The organism is Anaplasma marginale str. Florida (genome assembly GCF_000020305.1).
Lineage (GTDB): Bacteria > Pseudomonadota > Alphaproteobacteria > Rickettsiales > Anaplasmataceae > Anaplasma > Anaplasma marginale.
The window spans coordinates 108,249-125,886 of the sequence record NC_012026.1; the positions used below are offsets into that span (position 1 = coordinate 108,249).

Consider the following 17,638-nt stretch of genomic DNA (forward strand, 5'->3'; position numbering starts at 1 on the left):
GCAATTTATTGGTTGGCGATACGACATGCTGTAACTGTGGGTTGTACTTCACGTTTTCTGTATGCCGTACCACAGCGAAGTTGCGCATGGAAGATTGCGTCTTTGTTCGGTTGCTGTATAATCTTGCCAGGCTTGTGGGACGGGTTTCGTTTGAATATGTCGGTAAGTGATGGTGCCGCCACGGGGAGTGTGCGGTACTCTAGAGTTTTGCTTAAAGTATCGGGTGAGGCATTCGTTGGAGAAAAAAGGTTTGGCTTCGATCCTGCTGTTGTGCTCAGGTTGTCTCGTGACCTAAAAAATGTGAAAGAGTCCGGAGTAGAGCTTTGTATCGTTGTGGGTGGGGGGAATATATTTCGCGGTGCGTCCACCTCAGACGGGTTTGAGAGAACTAGTAATGACTATGTAGGCATGCTGGCAACCGTGATTAACGCGTTGGCTCTGCAGAATGCTCTTGAGGAAATGGGCGTGGAATGTAGGGTATTATCGGCCATGCCGATGACCGCTGTGTGTGAAACATACGTAAGGAGGCGTGCTGTTAGGCACCTTGAGAAGGGTAGGGTGGTTATATGTGCTGCAGGCATAGGCAGCCCGTTTTTCACCACAGACACTGCGGCTGCGCTTCGTGGCATAGAAATGCGCTGCGACGCAATATTCAAGGGTACTCAGGTTGATGGTGTGTACTCCTCCGATCCTAAGAAAGACGGTTCCGCGGTTCGGTACGACAGAATATCGTATCATGACCTTTTATCGTCCAATTTGAAGATTATGGATGCAGCAGCAATATCGTTGGCAAGGGAGAATTCCGTACCGATAATAGTGTTTGATCTAGGTAGGGATGGGGCATTCTTTGAAGCTGTGCATGGCAGAGGACTGTTCACAACTATATCTGACTAGGAGGGGATATGACTGACGCTATCAAAGAGTGCGCCAGGGAAAGGATGGAAAAAACCTTTTCTATGTTTCTGAGTGATATATCAGGCATCAGGACGGGGCGAGTGAGCGCTTCATTGTTGGATGGGGTGTTCCTCACTTATTACGGTAACAAGGTGCGGCTGAACACAGTGGCGAGTATATCTGTCTCTGGTAGGACTCTGCTGATTTCATTGTGGGATGCCAGTGTCATTGGTGATGTGAAAGCGGCCATTGATGCGTCTAATCTCGGTTTTGGTATGACGTGTGAGGCAACCACCATAAGGCTTGTTGTGCCTGAGCTTACTAGTGATGTGAGAAAAAATTTGGTGAAAATGCTCAGCAAGCTTACCGAAGAGGGGAAAGTCTCTGTGCGTAATATCAGGAGGGATACAATAGACAAGTTAAAGTCTATGCAGGACAACAAAGAGATTTCAGAGGATGACTTCCACTCCATAAGCGCGGAGATACAGAAAGTCACAGATACGTTCATCAAAAAGATAGGTGATGCCTTTTCCGTGAAGGAAAGCGAAATTTTGGGCTAAATGCACATTTGGATGTCTGCTATGGCGCATAAGTTGCCTAAACACGTTGCCGTAATAATGGATGGAAACGGTAGATGGGCGAAAAGTCGGGGCCTACCGAAGATAGAGGCGTACACTCAAGGTATGCTGGCCGCTAAAAAGGTTGTAGAGGCTTGTGTTCACCATGCCATTAGACATCTCACTTTGTACGCATTCTCCCTGGAAAATTGGCTCAGAAGCACTGAGGAAGTTAGCGACATTATGAGCCTGTTCACCAACTATCTGTCCTCTCCGGAGCTCCGCAAACTTTCTGATGACCATGGGGTGAGCATCAGGTTTGTGGGCGATTTAAAACTCCTGCGCGCGGATCTGGTGGAGCGCATGTCTGACATTCAATCTGTAACGCGCAACAACGATGCCTTATACTTGAATGTCGCGGTAAGCTACGGCGCGAAACAGGACATAATACAGGCCGTGAACGCGGCGTTAGATTCTGGAGTTGAGTCTGTTGATGGGGAGACGCTTCGCAGTTTTATGTGGACCAAGGACCTTCCAGACGTCGATTTACTGATAAGAGCTGGGGGCGAAAAACGCATTAGCAACTTTTTGCTTTGGCAGCTTGCATATGCCGAGCTCTACTTCTGTGATATTATGTGGCCAGATTTTACCGCTGCACATTTTTCTGATGCGCTGGATAGTTATCTGGCTAGAAACAGGAAATATGGCAGGTAGGCTGCTATGTGTGTATAATCAACTGGGCCAATGGGCTATTGTCAGCTTGAGCTGCGGTATCCGCGTCGTGCGTGATGTTATGCAGCTGTGTTTTGGGGGATGCATGAGTATTATGGAGTTTTGCAAGAAAGCCGGTAACTATGCGTTGCAACTACGGGAAAAAATTACGCGCTGCAAGTTGCCGGTCGTCGATGATAGCCTGCTGCTGCGCATACTGACGTCGGTTTTGGGAGCGAGTGTGTTTTTGGGCAGCATGTACTTTGGCGGGTGTTTGTTTTACCTGGTGTGTTTCTCCCTTGCCATGGTATCCGCGTTTGAGTGGCACCAAATGACAGGTGGCCACAGATATCTTTACATTCCCGCCATTTTTGTGGTCGCGTTGCCCTACGCCTCTGCTGTATACCTATACACGTTGCCCCATGGGACCATTATACTGTTGTGGATGATACTCAGTGTGTGGAGCACCGATACAGGCGCGTATTTTGTGGGTAAAAGCTTAGGAAAACGCAAAATACTGCCCGCTATCAGCCCAAACAAAACGTGGATGGGCCTCCTCGGGGGTATTGCGTTCAGTGCAGTGGTGACGCTTCTAATGTCGGTCATGTTCGGTATATTTTTTGTGCCACATGCGCTATTTATCGGAGCGGCAGTTGCGGCAGTTGCGCAATGTGGGGACTTTGTCGAATCTGGCATTAAGCGTCTTTGCAAGGTTAAAGATAGCGGGTTTATCGTGCCCGGGCATGGTGGCATATTAGACCGTGTTGACGGGTTCATGTTCACGGCTCCAATGGTTGCCTTCTACATACAGCGTTTATCAAAATTTTTTGCTGATGTTTAGTAGTGGGGCGTATAGTAGACCGGAGGCCTCTGGCCAATGGTTGCCCGTAACGCGTTCCTGAGTGCCACTTGGCGCGCAATACACCTGTGGCGCCTTGCCGTTTATGGGCGTTTGTACCGTAGTTTCTGGATAACAAGCCGTGGCACTTTGCCTTGGTGGCTTTCCCTGCGAAGATCGGCCTCCCGTTTGAGGAATTGCATCTTCCCATCTGCAGAAGCCTCATTTACAGCAGCAGCAAGACCTTCAGCTGCCTGCTCGAGTTCCTCTTGATTAATGCCTTCCACGCCCTTGGCTTCAGGGGTGGTGTGTGCATCGTCTAATTTAATACCCGCAGCTTCCAGCCCTGCTTGGACCTCGGCAGTATGCCCCGCAAGTGTATTAGTCTGCTCTGTGCACACCTCTATTGTAGCGTTTATAAGGTCAGTAACAATTGCTTGGTCGTCCTTACTAGTGTCATTTACTGCTGCAAGTAAGGCAGTTTCGACAATTTGGGCTTCTTCTACAGGTATAGCGTCGCTCATGTTCTGCGTTTCTGGGCTGATCTCTGCCACCTCTACACTATTGTCCTGCGAGTTTGCCTCTATACTAGCTTTGCTCATGATCCCAAGACTACGTGCCATACGGAACATCACGGATTCTAGGCCCGAATGCATATGTGAGATAAGCTCCTTGGTTGTCCTAGCAGGAGGTTTAGGCGTGAAGGACTTCACAAGTGCATCGCGCTCTGCTTGGGAGAATGCACCTATTTGTGCAAGCTCATTACACATATCGGTGATGACGAGCTGAAGCTGTTCATGCCCTTTAGCAAGCTCATTCCGCATATCGCTGACGATGGTCTTAATGGTTTCAGTCCCTGCAGCAACTGTTGCTGCACGCTCCCCTGCCACACGCTCGGTCATTGCTTGTGCTTCAGCTCGCTGCTCAGCCTGTACCCTGTCTGCTTCCTTTGCTTCTTCTAGCTGTTCAACTGACGCATAACCTGCTAGAGCCGCTGTCCACTTATCTGTTGTCCACTTAGCTATGCCAGTATTGACTGACTTGAATGCATCGCCAATAGACTTGAATGCATCGCCAATAGACTTGTAAGTCTCCTTGATCCCTTGAGCGATGTCTGTGCCCTCCCGTGCGAGGGTGGCGTTGATTTCTTCAAACTTCTGATTGACTGCTGCGAAGGAGCCCTTCATAAGCTTGGCACACGTCATGATGCCACCAAATGTCATCATGGCAAACTCTGAAGCCATGAGGTCTTTAGTTGCTTGTTCTACGTTACTGTGAAGGTACTCACTGACTTTAACTACGGCATTGTTTACGGATTGATTGTCCATAGCTGTCAGCAGCAGCGTCGCAGGTGTAGCTGCGGCCATACCCACGATAGCTGCGGTGTATGCTGCAACGCACATGGATACTGCACCAGCTAGTTTAGCTACAGCACCCATGAACTTACCGGTCATAGCCAAGCCTTCCCAGGTAGCTTGAGCTGCTACTGCAATTGCGGTGCCAATTTTATGCAGTCCTTTGTAGAATGTGTTAGCACTGACCCCTTCAGGAGACCATGCTTCACCTTCAACTTGCTGTTCTGCCTTCGCGTCGATTGCTGTGCGCAGGCTTTCAATCTCTTCGAGAGCCTTGCTCCACTTGTGGCATGCATTGTCGAGTTTGTTTTTACACTTGTCTAGACCCTTGCCGGCATACTTGCCCATGGTCTCATTGGCATAACCAACGCCGTAGGAGGCCTCTACCAAGCCATTGCGACATAACCCTGCACCAAGTCTAGATGTTTCCAGACCTTCCCTAACTAGTGCAGTATCCTTGGCGTCAATCCCCTGTGATATCTGTGCCTGGCCTTCCGCGAGCATGTGCATGCCTCGGTCTAACATCTCCAGGCTTTCATCCACTGTACGCTTGAAGCCTGCTAGACCCCAAGCTGCTGCCTTGCCAAATTCTTGCTCCTCACCCGCTGGTACTTCAATCTTCTCACCAGTGTCAGGTGCTTCATCCATGAACGGTAGTGCGTCAATGCTCTGGTCAAGGTCCTTGGGTGCATCTGAGCTCTTGAGTTTACCACGGGCGACAAGCCGCCCGAGATTACCTAATGCTGCCTTGCCAAATTCTTGCTCCTCACCCGCTGGTACTTCAATCTTCCCTATGCAATTTTGGTGTGTCCCTGAGTGATGGCCGGGGTTACCTCGTCAATTACGAGAATTGGGCTGTGGGATGAATCCGTGTCCGATTGTGTGGAGTCAGACGATGTATACTCGGCATACGCTGCCATAGGCTGGTCCTGGCACGACGCGGAGGTAAGTGTGCCCCGAGTGCAGTCATTTACTCTCAGTGCTGCGCTATTGTCTTCATACCCATCCGGGCGCACAAATGCGTATCCATGTGCTGTTTGGGCGGTTATGCTCCGCGGTGGCGCTGCGAAGGTTAAAGTTGTACTTGGACCTGGGTTTGGATACGAGGCTTCTGAACCACGCCTGCAAGTTATTTGATATGGAGCCCAACTATGCCGCTCACCTAGACGACCGTTCCGTGCGTACATTCGCTGTGTTGTGGCGCCAGGCGAACTGGTTTCGACACCAAAACTGGTATCATTGTGCGTTGCCTGGTTTACATAGTGTACTTCAAGCAATGCACTATCTGGTGCATCACCAAACTGCGGATGTGGGGTTGCAGATTGTGTAGTAATACCCACTGGCACCGGGCCGTATGTAGCAACCTCAACCGCACTTAAGCCTTGTGTGACCTCAGCTCTGGTGTGTGCCGCTAATTCTGGTGCAATTATTGGCCTGCTCGTAGTTTGGGTGTGCACTGCGTGGCCGGTGTTGCTGCCTGCCCACCAACAAGGGTTTACTGCCGGCTGTGTGACTGGATGTGCTACCAGGTCGATATTACGCTGCTGGCCAGGGTGTGTTGAGCCCGTATACGCGGCGCTGTAGTTCGTGTGTGCTGCTTGTAACTGGGTAGGGTTGCCTACAAAAGTTTCGCTGCCAGAAAAGCCCGTGTTCCCATGGTATGATATTGCCCCGCTCTGCCCGCGCGTACCACTTGCAGTTTGGACTGCATGTTGCGAGGGTACGTAGCCGGCCACATATGTTGTAGCGTGTGCCTGCATGTTTTGGAATCCATGCGCGTTTCCGGTCACGCTTCCGCCTGCACGGGATTCGGGGCCTGCGCCGTATTGTGCCGCATTTGCATGTTGTGTAGCTACGTTTTGCTGTACTTGTGGTACGGCTATTCCCTGCACCGATGGTAGCATGCTGGAGGTGTGTTTGCGTTCAGTAGCGGAAGGTAAGTGCGACGCCTGAGTAATATATGTGCTCGAAGATGTGCCTGGTAAATGTGATTGCATGCTAATACACGAGGCCCCTACATATGCAGATTGCTGTCTTGGTGGGGCCATGAGAGCGCAGGACGCCATGTGCCGCTTCAACTCTGCCAAATGTCTGAACTTGTGTTCGCTCTCGATAACCGAGCTACGAATCGTACTTTGCATATGATTATGCTGCTCATATGCCGAACTGCCGGGGGTTCTAGACATGTGATGGCCGTCAATCATTACTAGTGCGTGGGATAAGAGTGCGGCAGCAGTCTCGATAAGTGTGTGGGAATTTGTCACTTCTCCGGCTGCTGTATGTGTTGCACCTTGTAAAGTGCCAAGGTAGCGGTGTATGGATGTGGTAAGGGTATCACTGTCCAGAGCTGCGTATCTAGTTCCTGAATCCCGGCACATGCGCGATATTTTTTCATCTAGCTGGATCATTACACTGTCGAGGAAGTGCACGTTGCACATTAGATGTAAGAGCCCACTGTAAAACCTGTCTATGCAGCGTCTATGGTATTTATACCGAGCAATATCATGCGAGTTTGTAGGCAGGATGTTAAGCTGGCAAATCGGTTTCAAGCGAACTTTTTGGAAGATTTTGTCGCCACCTTGCGTGTCATTTTCTTCAGGCACTTGTGCTGCGTGTGCAAGGACGGAAACCCCGCGCAACAGTGGGACAATCTCCTTGTGCCATTTTTGTGCGGCTTCCCTATACCACCCTTGTGAGGCGTACCTGGTGTATTTATCCATTTGCTTACAAAGTCCGCGCAGATGTTCGACCAGTGGAAGGTGTACCTCGCTAAAGACTGCCAACTGCTCTGCATTCAGGAACCCAGAAGCGGCAATGTCTCTTCCCAAGCACACAAGTTGTTCTGATGTTGCCCGCAGTCCGGGATATTCTGTACGGTGCCGCATCAGACTGCTGATTGTAGTGCTGCAAATAATCTCAAAAAGCTTAGCCACATATAACGGGCTCATTTCCGGTTCTTGCGCACCACACGACGCAGCAATCTTGCTCCTGTGGCGCAACGATAGAGCAGTTTTGGTTACAAAGTCCAGGTACTGCAGCTGCAAACTTTCCTCGTGTGCAGACCCTTGGCGAGATGGCTCATCCACGTTTAATATGTCTGAAATGCGCGCTAACAACGCTCTTGCCAATGTGATGCGTTCACAAGTTGCTAACAGGAAGGGAGTTTTGTCCAAAATTTTTAACAAGCACTCGTGCAACCGACCTACGTACTGATCATGTTCTGCGCCGTGAACGTATAATTGCGTCACATTTTGCATGATTGTTGTGCGCACCCTCCCTACAGACGTGCCTGTGTGTGATTCAGGAAAGCACTTAACTCTAGTGGGTCGTAAAGCCTCCGTGAACTCCATAAGGAGTAGCATGTATTTTTCTGCGTTTGGGACACCACTGGCAAGTATGCGACTGATGCTCTTGTATGGGGTTGAGTACTGCTTATTCCTGTGCAGCGCGATGGTAGCGTACAGCGCCGACAATGCCCTTGCTAACACGTCTTTGACATACTTATTATAGCTGTTTAACGCGGGTGTATTATTGGTTGTTACCAGGTTGATTCGGATTTCCGTGAACGTCTCTGCGCATTGTTTCCTCAGGTCCGTTAGTTCGCTGTTTGAGAGCGTCTCCGCGACATAGCTAGACATTCTAGCGGCATGCTCTATTGTTTTCAGGTCAAGAGAATCCCGAGCATTGCGGAGTTCTGTCAAAAAGGCTTGTCTATTCATTCCAGTCCCAAACGAAGGTTACGCTAGGCTATACAGGTAGTGGTGTTCTATTAAAAAGTCAATAAATATTAACTTATTTATTAACGTACACGAGAAGTGCACGTGTGGTGTATTTGGGCGCCAATAACTTGGTAAATGGCCATCTATGCGGGTATGTGGCTCTCTATTCTTCGCAGAACTTCTGCATAACCACTAAGCGTGTCGCCTAGATTTAGTCGGTATAGGTCCTTATCCAACACCGCGTCATCTGATGCGTTGTGAAGCCTGCATGTATCAGGGCTAATCTCATCGGCGAGCACAATTTCTCCATCTGCCTGTTGCAGCCTACCGAACTCCAGCTTAAAATCCACGAGCACGATGCCGACCTCACGCATGACTTTACGAAGGATTGTGTTCACGCGCAGTGACTCCGCCTTGATGTGACCAACTTCGCCGCTGGTTGCATATCCGAGACTGACCAAATGGTCTTCAGTCATCATAGGGTCAGACAAAGCGTCGTTTTTGTAGTAAAACTCCACTACGGGTGGGAGAATCGGCGTTCCTGGCGCCACGCCAAACCTTTTGCAAAAGCTGCCGCATGCCAGGTTGCGTACTACGACCTCTATCGGGATCATATCAACCCTTCTGACTAGCTGTTCCCTGTCATCTAGAAAACCAAGTATGTGGGTTTTTATTCCATGGCTTTCTAAATGTCGCATTATAAGATAGCTTACGCGATTATTCACCGCACCCTTGCCGGGTATTATGTCCTTCTTTTGTGAATTGAAAGCTGTAATATCATCCTTAAAATGCTGCACCACAGAACTTGAATCGGGGCCTGGGAATATAATCTTGGCCTTGCCCTCGTATAAGGCCTCGCGCTCGGTATGCATTGTACCTCTCCAATCGCATCATTCTACATTCAGTTGATAATTTTGCAAAAGAATGTACAAGTAGCTATGTACCTGGGGCCGTAGCGGCGGCCTAGTTATGTCAATCTGGGGCTTTGTATGAATGTGGGTAAATTGCAGCCTGTAAGGGGCACTAGGGATCTTTTGCCGGAGGAATGCTATAAGTTTTGGCATATACGCGATGTTGCCCACGATATTGGGGAAAGGTACGGGTTCGTGCCGGTAGAAACGCCCATTTTTGAGTTTCAAGATGTATTTCTCAAAACTTTGGGGGATTCTTCAGATATCATTGGGAAGGAGATGTATTCCTTTCCCGATCGGGGTGGCGACGTACTTGTTCTAAGGCCTGAGCTTACCGCTGCAGTTGCCAGAATGTTAATATGTGAGCGGCTTACCCTACCGGCAAGGCTCTTTACTTTTGGTCCGGTATTCCGCTACGAAAGGCCGCAAAAATGTCGACAAAGGCAGTTTCATCAGATCAACTACGAACACTTTGGTGCGGGATGTACTGCAGATGCGGAGCTCATGGCGCTGGCGTATGATATTTTGGGTGCACTCAATCTTCGCAGTGAGGTGCAGCTGGAAATAAACTCCTTAGGCAACCAGGACAGCGTTTTAGAATACAGGAACAGCCTACTGAAGTATTTTGAGAAGCATGAACATGCGCTATCTGAAGATAGCCGCAGAAGATTGCAGACGAATCCCCTACGTATTCTCGATTCTAAAGATCGTGGCGACATCGCCATACTTTGTGGTGCCCCGGTTATTGCAGACTTTTACGATGACGAATCTAAAATGACGTTTAATGGCGTTATGCAGCAATTGGACAACCTTGGCATTCCATACACTGTGAATCCCAGACTTGTTAGAGGGCTTGACTATTACTGTGGAACGGTATTCGAATTTAAAACTACTAGTCTGGGCTCGCAAGATGCAGTAATTGCCGGCGGTAGATACGACAAGCTCGTTGCCTCAATGGGTGGTGGTGACGTTCCAGCAGTCGGTTTTGCCGGAGGCGTAGAAAGGTTGGCATCTTTGGCGGCCTATAGCCATAGCACACGGTTCTCGGTTGCCTTTTTGCCTCTCGGGGAAGAAGCTGCGAGGTGCGCAATGCGCTCTGCGTATGAGCTTCGGGGTAGGGGCATAAGAGTTCTATGTGATGGTGTGGTAGAGAAACTCAAAATTGGTCTCAAGCACGCTGACAGGTCTGGTGTTGATCTAGCGTTGATATTGGGAGACGAAGAAATTGCCAAAGGCGAAGTGCTCTGCAGGCATATGGACACGGGGCTACAGCAGACGGTGAGCATAAGCAACCTTGGGGACTACGTATCGGGTATGGAGAGCAACGCCCAAGGCAACAACCGGGCGGCCCTCAGCAGCGCCGGAGAGTAGATAACCGCATTATCCCTTGCCGCCCTTACTACTGCGCGTGGCGCCCTGTATTAAATCACGCAGTGTCTGCAAATCACTGACCCCGACCAACACCGTGTCTCCAATTACCACAGAGGGAGTGCCGCCAATGTTCAAGCGTTCGGCTAAGCCCCTAGTAGCGTCAATCATGGCATTGATTTTACTGCCATTCTGTTCCAGAGACTTCTTGAGATCTTCCCCTTTAACGCCTATAGATTCAGCAATCTCTACGACTCCATCATCTGTGAACCTTTTGTTGTGGCCAAGGGCCGCATAGTAAAAATCTACGTATTTTTCCGGGTTGATAAAATGCACCGCAAGCGCTGCACGCGCCGCAAGCGTGGAAGCTTCTCCAAGTGCTGGCAGATCTCTAAATACTATGCGGGCTTTCCCGTCTTCAAGCAGCTGCTTTATGTGTGAAAGCATAGACTTGCAATACCCGCAAGAGAAATCAAAAAACTCCACCAGTAGCACCCTGCTTTCTCTATTTCCGAACGAGGGGTAAGAAACATCATCCAGTGCCGCTCTATTTTCCGCCACCTTCTTCCGCATTTCGGCTTCATTCATGGCTGCCTGTCCCTTACTGAGCGCAGCTATAACTTTGTTCGGGTTTTTGTATATGTATTCTTCTATCATAGCCTCAATCTCTTCCCGATCTTGCCTCTTAACTCCAGAGACGAACTTGCTGATCAACGGGAAGCTTGCTACCAATACTACAAGACTCAACAAACAAAAAATCCTAGCCACGACGGCACCCCAGCCTAAACCCTACAACAAGGGTGCTACTAGCACAGACCTACGGCATAGTCAAGACTACCTCTCACAAGTGGCCACGCGGCTAACTTTAAAGATTAGGAATAGGTATCTCATCAAAAACATGCTCCCCTCGGAGCGGATACAGCCTTGTGACGCGCGATTGGCGCCTTAGCACTGCTGTGTGAACTCGCGCACTTGGGTTTTGTGTCGCCGCGCCTATCACTCAAACCTAGCTGTGTGTCCTCGGGTGCTGGCCAAAATGTGTGGGGTTGTGGGAAATTTCGGCCAAAATTAATTGTGCTTTGTGCGCATGCGTGTAATTATCCGGTTGTTGTGAAGTCATAAAAACATGAAGGCACATTTTGGTGTTACCGTGTGGTTAGGGGTGTGCTGCTCCATGACCCTCCTTATGGTGGTGATTGGCGGCATAACCCGCCTGACTCACTCTGGGCTCTCGATAACCGAGTGGCAGCCCATTGTGGGAGTTGTTCCCCCAATTGGTGATGAGGCCTGGCTGCGTGAAAAGGAGAAATACGCTCAAACGCCGGAGTACAGGCATAGGGCGGCAGATATTTCGCTGGATGACTTCAAGCGGATTTACATCATCGAATACATACACAGGTTGTTTGGCAGGGCCTTGGGGGCGGTGTTTTGTCTGCCCATACCGTATTTTGCCATAACCAAGCGAATAAACCGAGCCATGGTCGCGAAACTGCTTATGGTTGCGCTGCTGGGGGGCATGCAGGGAGCCATGGGGTGGTTTATGGTGAAAAGTGGGCTTGTTGATACCCCGCGTGTCAGTCACTACAGGCTAGCGGGGCATTTGTTTCTCACTATTTTGCTGTTTTCAATACTGTGGCATAGTTTCCTGCGCTGTGCAGGGGTGCGCAGCACCACGACAACAACCAATGCCAGATTCTTTACAGCGGCGGCCGTTGTTGGATTAACGGTGCTACAAATGGTTTTAGGCGCGCTAGTGGCCGGGTTGGATGCAGGGTTGACCTACAATACTTTTCCGCTGATGGACGGCGCGATAATTCCGCAGTCGCTTTTCTCAGCCAAATTATGGCACGGCGGATTTCTGCACGATGTTACTGCAGTGCAGTTTTTGCACAGACTAGTTGCTGTGCTTATCGTCGTATGTGCGGCACCACTACCGTTTTGGCTGAAGACCCGCGGTGCTTGGCTATTTCTTGCGTGTGTTGCATTGCAGTTTTTGCTCGGCGTGGCAACCTTGGTTAGCGTTGTGCATATATTTCTGGCCGCGATGCATCAGGTATTCGGCTTTGTTACGCTTGCAGCAGGTGTACATATGTTGTGTAGGCTAAGACGCGAAGGAAGTACTTGCATTTCTGGCCACGCTGGTATATCGTAACCCGGCGCGCTCCGTTTATGTGCGCTAACCAGGGGTGCTTTTGAATATACTAGACATACAGGCGAAAAAGGGGCTGGAAAAAATCGCCTGCCTGACCGCTTATACTTTCCCGATGGCGCGTATTTTGGATGAGCACTGCGATCTTATCCTCGTGGGAGATTCCGTCGGACAGACCGTGTATGGCATGGAGTCCACATTGTCTGTCACGCTAGATATAATGATTGCGCACGGCAAGGCGGTTGTAAAGGCGCGTAGTAAGGCTTTGGTTGTGGTAGACATGCCATTTGCCAGCTATTACACTCCGGAACTTGCGTACAAGAATGCATCTCGTATTTTGAGTGAAACCGGGTGCGATGCCGTGAAGCTAGAAGGCGGGGTATGTGTTGCGGAAGAGATCGCATTTTTGGTAGCACGCGGAATTCCGGTTATGGGTCACGTAGGCCTGATGCCCCAACATTTCAATCAGCTGGGTGGGTACAAGTGCCAAGGCAAGACTGACAGCTCACGTCAGCACATTAAGGAAGACGCCAAAGCGGTGTGCGAAGCCGGTGCGTTTTGCGTTGTGCTGGAGTGCATAAGCCCGTCCCTGGCTGCAGAGCTAACTCAGGAGTTGCCGGTACCTACCATTGGCATCGGGGCTTCTAACGCATGTGACGGGCAGATTTTGGTTGTTGATGATATGTTAGGCCAATCATCACGCTATCCAAAGTTCGTAAAACGGTTTGCTGACCTCGAGCACACGATAAAAGACGCCGTGGTCGGCTATGTGCGCGCAGTGAAGTGTAGTGAATTTCCCGGGGATGAACATTGCTACAGCGACGGGCCGCACTTACGTGTGTTTCGTGCACACCCTCATCACGCCCAATGACCATTTGTGCAAGTAGCTGAGGGCTGTTCGTTATCCACACGTGTATACGGCGGCTTTATAGGGGTGCTGCTCACTGATGGTGCTGCGAGGTTAAGGCAGTTCCTGGGCCACAGTGCGTAACTTCAATAATGCTAATGTTGCTCATGTACTGTGTGTGCCGCAGTCTGTGGGGGGTATTTGTACTATCTGTGCGTCGGTAAAGAGGTCATTCTTCTTATGGTCTGCTAGTATAACAATACCTCCCCGCTCCGCGCGGGTTAATATTAAATTCTGCACCAAGGCTACTGCATCTGGATCCAAATTTGAAAATGGCTCATCCACCACCCAGACGCGTGTGTTTGATACCAACAATCTCGATAGAGCAACCCTTTTTTGCCATCCTGAAGACAAATTTTTGAACCTTACGTCGAGTATTGGATACAATCCGAAAAAGCACGCTGCTGCATCAATCAACTCGCCGGTGCCCCTACACTGTGCCCAAAATTCCAGAATTTCCTGAACGGTCATATTGCCTGTGCAAGCGGACTTGTGGCCCACGTAGGTAATCTGCAAAATGCACTTACTGGAAATCGTGATGTCCTCACCATCAAGCCGGACACTGCCGGACGCTGCTGGTATCAACCCCACTATGGTTCTGAGGAGCGTTGTTTTTCCGCTACCGTTGTTGCCAACCACCAGCGTGATAGAGCCACCTTTTGCCACAAAGCTGAGATTCTCGAACAGCAGCCTGTCGCCTCGTATGCATGACACATCTGAGCATTCTAACATCTGGCGTCCCCGCAGCATCTAATATCTGTGAACTAGCGTACAAGTTCAACCTCCGCCCCGCAAGCACGCAGCTTCTCTTCCATTGCTTCATATCCGCGGTACAGAGTTTGTACGTTGCTTATGGTTGTAACGCCCTGGGCCGATAGTCCGGCTATCAGGAGCGCTGCCGATGCTCGCAAATCGGGTGCCTGAACAGATGCTCCATGCAGCTTATCAACTCCCCTAATACTGGCCGTGTTGCCCTGCACGTGTATATCAGCGCCCATTTTGGCGAGCTCCCGCGCATAGGAAAACCTGCGATCGAAAACGTGCTCATGGATCTGCGATGTCCCCCTAGCGAGGCATGCCGTTGCTGCAAACTGAGCCTGCATATCGCTGGGAAAGCCCGGGTAGGGCGCTGTGTGCAAAACCACCGGATTAATTTGTGGGCTATGCCGCAATACCACAAGACCGTCCGGCACGTCGGTAACTTTCCCTCCCATACCCTCAAGCTCATGTGCTAAGCACCCAAGCATTTCGGACGTTACTCCAGCAATGTGCACGCTACCCCCAGTTGATATTGCAGCCAGTGCGTAGGTTCCTGCCTCCATTCTGTCTCGTATTATCGTATGGCTGGGGCCGGACAGTTGTTGTACCCCGCAGATCTGCAAAGTCCTAGTGCCTATTCCGGAAATTTGGGCCCCGGCTTTGACTAGAAAATGCGCCAAGTCGGCAACTTCGGGCTCAATGGCTGCGTTACTTATAGTTGTTGTGCCATGCGCCATAACTGCTGCCATAAGCGCGTTTTCAGTGGCGCCCACACTTACGGATTGGAAGTCAATATGGCATCCAACGAGTTTACCGCTCGAGGAGCATTTTACGTAGTTCCCACACACTTCTACCTTGGCGCCCAGCTTTTGCAATGCCCATATATGCATGTCGAGCGGACGGCTACCTATGCTGCAGCCCCCAGGCAGAGCGACTTCTGCCCTGCCCATTCTTGTGAGTATAGGGCCCAAAGTGAGGCAGGAAGCGCGCATTTGCGATGTAATTTCATGCGGGATTGCCCAATTGTGCAGGTTGTCGCAGTTGATTTCTACTTTATGGTTTGCCTTCTCTTTTGTATTGCGCAAGAAGCTTATTCTCCCTCCCAAGGAGGTTATAAGCTCGCTCATAACGGTAACATCACGCAGATCAGGCATGCCAGCCAAGACAACGCTCCCATTGAGCAGGAGGCAGGCGGCCATGATGGGTAGGGCAGAATTTTTCGCCCCGTTTGCTACAATCCTGCCGCTGATGGGGTTTGTACTGCCGCTAACGCGCAATGAAGCTTCTACCACGTTAGCTCACTATAGGCAGCGTTACCCCACCTTGCCTCATGTATTTCCCATTGACCTGGTCATACGATATGCTGCACCGCTCATTCCCAGCAAGAAAGATGAACTGACACGCACCCTCAAACGCGTATACCTTAACAGGTAGAGGGGCGGTGTTGGAAAACTCTAGAGTCACGTAGCCTTCCCATCCAGGTTCTAATGGAGTTACGCTGACGACAATCCCGCACCTAGCGTAAGTAGACTTGCCCACGCATATCACAATAACGTCCTTGGGGATCCGGAAATACTCCACGGTCTTCGCAAGCATAAAGCTGTTCGGCGGCATTATGCAAACATCCGTTTCCTTATCTATGAAACTGTCTTGAGGGAAATTCTTGGGGTCCACAATGGAAGAATGTGTGTTGGCAAAGATCTTAAACTTGCTGTCAACTCTAGCATCATACCCATACGAGGAAAGCCCATACGAGAGCACTCCCGCTTCCTCCTTATGGTCCACAAACGGGGAAATCATCCCCTCTTTCAGCGCCTTTTCCTTTATCCAATGGTCGGGCATCGCCGACATAGCACACCCCCAGTGCCCAGAACAGTCCGGTACCGCACTCTACAATCAATCCTTGGTAGACGCAAGTTAAAACTCGCTGAGCGATATGGGTTATGGCTTCAGTGGCTCAACGAGGAGCTATCGCTGTGTGCGCGTAGAATGGCTTGCAAGCCGGTTTTGTAGGTGGGATACTGCAGTGAGATGCCCAACTCACGCTTGATTTTATCATTGCTAACTCTACGTTCTGGTGCAGGAAAGTGCGCATGTGCGGCGTTACTACACACACTACTCAATTCCGGCCCCATTTTGGCTTCTGACCCGAGAAGTGAGGCCCCGTATGCTATAACTTCGGCATACCTGCAAGGCAGATCATCCGCGCAATTATAAATGCTTGCCGGTTTTGGGTTTAACATTGAGGCGAGTATCGTGCCGGCTATATCTTCCACGTGCATGCGCGAGGAAAAACGTTGGGCATGGTTGGGTGATATTGTTCCCCCCAGTAGCCCTTCTATTACACTTCTACCGGGGCCATATATCGCAGAGAGGCGAAATATGTGTACAGGTAAGTCCGAGCTGAGCCACATGTTTTCATGTCGTAATCTCGCAATGCCTGAATGTTCTGCAGGGCGAGTGAGCGATGTTTCGTCCACCCATTCGCCTTCATGGTCGCCATACACGCTAGTTGCGGATAGGTATCCAACCCATTTTGCGGAACGCAGCGCGGTTGCGTACCTAGCAAGCACATCATCACCAGAAGGGGGGATTGAAACTAGCACGTGTGATGCATCACGCAGTATGTGCTCCAGCTCCGGATCTCCGTATCTAAAAAGGGAGACAAACCCTTCTTTGCGGTCTGCCGTGTGATAAGTGCCACTGATTTTCCACCGCAGCTCCAGCAGCTGTTTTGCTAGAAAACTTGCTGTGTACCCATACCCAAAACAAAATAAGTGGCTCATATAAATCAAGGACTAAACCCAGCAGTGTAGCACATTTGTTGTGGGCCACAAGTGTTGCCGCACTACGAGTCTAGTTATTTTAGCGGACTGGCTGGGCGCTAACTATTCGCGGTCTGTTGCAGCTGGTACGCCTCTGGGGATGGGTGTTGTGCAACCGGTGGGCTAAATGCGGCCAGCATACACACGTATGCCTTCCATGTGGCTACGCACAAGTACATTTCGAGCAGCTTACATTTTCATGATTTGAAGCACTGATAGCCAGAATGGTGTGGGCAAATAATATTTCGCTTGCAATACCGTACATTAGAGGCTAACCTCAGGGCGCCTAGGGTTTCAGCGGGGATGTGGTCTCCGGGTTGGCTGTGGCTGTTTGTCTGATTGTTTAAGGTTTTTTGATGTCTCAGTTAGTGGATGAGAAGGCGTTCTACACCGGTCATGTTAAGTGGTTTAGCGTGGAGAAAGGATATGGGTTCATTTGCAAGGATGGGTCTGATGATGGCAAGTCCGGTGGTGCCAGCTTTGGGCGGGGCGACAAGGATGTGTTTGTCCACATTACGTCGTTGCAGAGGAGCAGAATTGACAACCTCAGAGAGGGTCAGAGGGTGAGATACCAGCTAGACGAGAGTAATGGCAAGGTCTCTGCTGTGAACTTGGAGGTGCTGTCTGAGTAGGATGGATTTCTAG

Annotated in this window: 15 protein-coding genes and 1 pseudogene; 8 read left to right on the forward strand and 8 right to left on the reverse strand. The window is 50.2% G+C overall.

The genetic code is table 11. The features are described 5' to 3' along the window. Positions 1–156: 156 nt before the first annotated feature. Genes pyrH through AMF_RS05555 form a run of 4 tightly spaced genes read left to right on the forward strand, consistent with a single transcriptional unit; the run spans position 157 to position 3,003 of the window. Positions 157–894 (forward strand): UMP kinase, encoded by a 738-nt coding sequence (gene pyrH / locus AMF_RS05540; protein WP_010262748.1) that lies wholly within the window; start codon positions 157–159, stop codon positions 892–894. An 8-nt stretch (positions 895–902) separates the two neighbouring features. Further along, on the forward strand, positions 903–1,454 hold the full coding sequence (gene frr, locus AMF_RS05545; RefSeq protein ID WP_010262753.1) for a ribosome recycling factor: 552 nt from the start codon (positions 903–905) through the stop codon (positions 1,452–1,454). 21 nt (positions 1,455–1,475) lie between these two features. Further along, positions 1,476–2,165: a polyprenyl diphosphate synthase gene (gene uppS / locus AMF_RS05550; RefSeq protein ID WP_035017772.1), complete on the forward strand. Its 690-nt coding sequence runs from the start codon at positions 1,476–1,478 to the stop codon at positions 2,163–2,165. Continuing rightward, positions 2,155–3,003, forward strand: a complete 849-nt coding sequence (locus AMF_RS05555; RefSeq protein WP_010262761.1) for a phosphatidate cytidylyltransferase — start codon at positions 2,155–2,157, stop codon at positions 3,001–3,003. The genes uppS and AMF_RS05555 overlap by 11 nt, the downstream gene beginning before the upstream one ends. 101 nt (positions 3,004–3,104) lie before the next feature. Here the strand turns inward: AMF_RS05555 and AMF_RS10135 are convergent. From AMF_RS10135 to purC, 3 genes and pseudogenes are all read right to left on the reverse strand, one after another. Continuing rightward, positions 3,105–5,102: pseudogene (locus tag AMF_RS10135) on the reverse strand (hypothetical protein); the annotation flags it as partial. A 44-nt stretch (positions 5,103–5,146) separates the two neighbouring features. Beyond that, complete coding sequence (locus AMF_RS05565) at positions 5,147–8,074, reverse strand: hypothetical protein (protein ID WP_010267068.1); 2,928 nt, start codon at positions 8,072–8,074, stop codon at positions 5,147–5,149. Between the two features lie 143 nt (positions 8,075–8,217). Beyond that, positions 8,218–8,946: a phosphoribosylaminoimidazolesuccinocarboxamide synthase gene (gene purC, locus AMF_RS05570; RefSeq protein WP_010262772.1), complete on the reverse strand. Its 729-nt coding sequence runs from the start codon at positions 8,944–8,946 to the stop codon at positions 8,218–8,220. Positions 8,947–9,063: 117 nt separating this feature from the next. On the opposite strand from purC, the gene hisS reads away from it, so the two are divergent. Beyond that, positions 9,064–10,356 (forward strand): histidine--tRNA ligase, encoded by a 1,293-nt coding sequence (gene hisS / locus AMF_RS05575; RefSeq protein ID WP_010262775.1) that lies wholly within the window; start codon positions 9,064–9,066, stop codon positions 10,354–10,356. Positions 10,357–10,365: 9 nt separating this feature from the next. Here the strand turns inward: hisS and AMF_RS05580 are convergent, their stop codons facing one another. Continuing rightward, positions 10,366–11,121: a DsbA family protein gene (locus AMF_RS05580; RefSeq protein WP_012658824.1), complete on the reverse strand. Its 756-nt coding sequence runs from the start codon at positions 11,119–11,121 to the stop codon at positions 10,366–10,368. 406 nt (positions 11,122–11,527) lie between these two features. On the opposite strand from AMF_RS05580, the gene AMF_RS05585 reads away from it, so the two are divergent. Next, positions 11,528–12,505 (forward strand): COX15/CtaA family protein, encoded by a 978-nt coding sequence (locus AMF_RS05585; protein WP_241759980.1) that lies wholly within the window; start codon positions 11,528–11,530, stop codon positions 12,503–12,505. A gap of 34 nt (positions 12,506–12,539) precedes the next feature. Next, a complete protein-coding gene (gene panB, locus AMF_RS05590; protein WP_012658825.1) occupies positions 12,540–13,373 on the forward strand; it encodes a 3-methyl-2-oxobutanoate hydroxymethyltransferase in 834 nt (277 codons plus the stop codon). 141 nt (positions 13,374–13,514) lie between these two features. On the opposite strand, the gene ccmA is transcribed toward panB, so the two are convergent. The 4 genes from ccmA to AMF_RS05610 form a co-directional block, all read right to left on the reverse strand. Beyond that, a complete protein-coding gene (gene ccmA / locus AMF_RS05595; protein ID WP_011114135.1) occupies positions 13,515–14,141 on the reverse strand; it encodes a heme ABC exporter ATP-binding protein CcmA in 627 nt (208 codons plus the stop codon). A 32-nt stretch (positions 14,142–14,173) separates the two neighbouring features. Then, positions 14,174–15,460 carry a UDP-N-acetylglucosamine 1-carboxyvinyltransferase gene (murA, locus tag AMF_RS05600; RefSeq protein ID WP_010267075.1) on the reverse strand — a complete coding sequence of 429 codons (1,287 nt, stop codon included), beginning with the start codon at positions 15,458–15,460 and terminating at the stop codon, positions 14,174–14,176. 1 nt (position 15,461) lies between these two features. Further along, entirely contained in the window at positions 15,462–16,019 is a 558-nt protein-coding gene (dcd, locus tag AMF_RS05605) for a dCTP deaminase (protein ID WP_010262785.1), read from the reverse strand. A gap of 98 nt (positions 16,020–16,117) precedes the next feature. Then, positions 16,118–16,954 carry an SDR family oxidoreductase gene (locus tag AMF_RS05610; RefSeq protein ID WP_010267078.1) on the reverse strand — a complete coding sequence of 279 codons (837 nt, stop codon included), beginning with the start codon at positions 16,952–16,954 and terminating at the stop codon, positions 16,118–16,120. A gap of 395 nt (positions 16,955–17,349) precedes the next feature. Here AMF_RS05610 and AMF_RS05615 point away from each other — a divergent pair, with 395 nt between their 5' ends. Then, complete coding sequence (locus AMF_RS05615; RefSeq protein WP_010262787.1) at positions 17,350–17,625, forward strand: cold-shock protein; 276 nt, start codon at positions 17,350–17,352, stop codon at positions 17,623–17,625. Positions 17,626–17,638 lie beyond the last annotated feature (13 nt).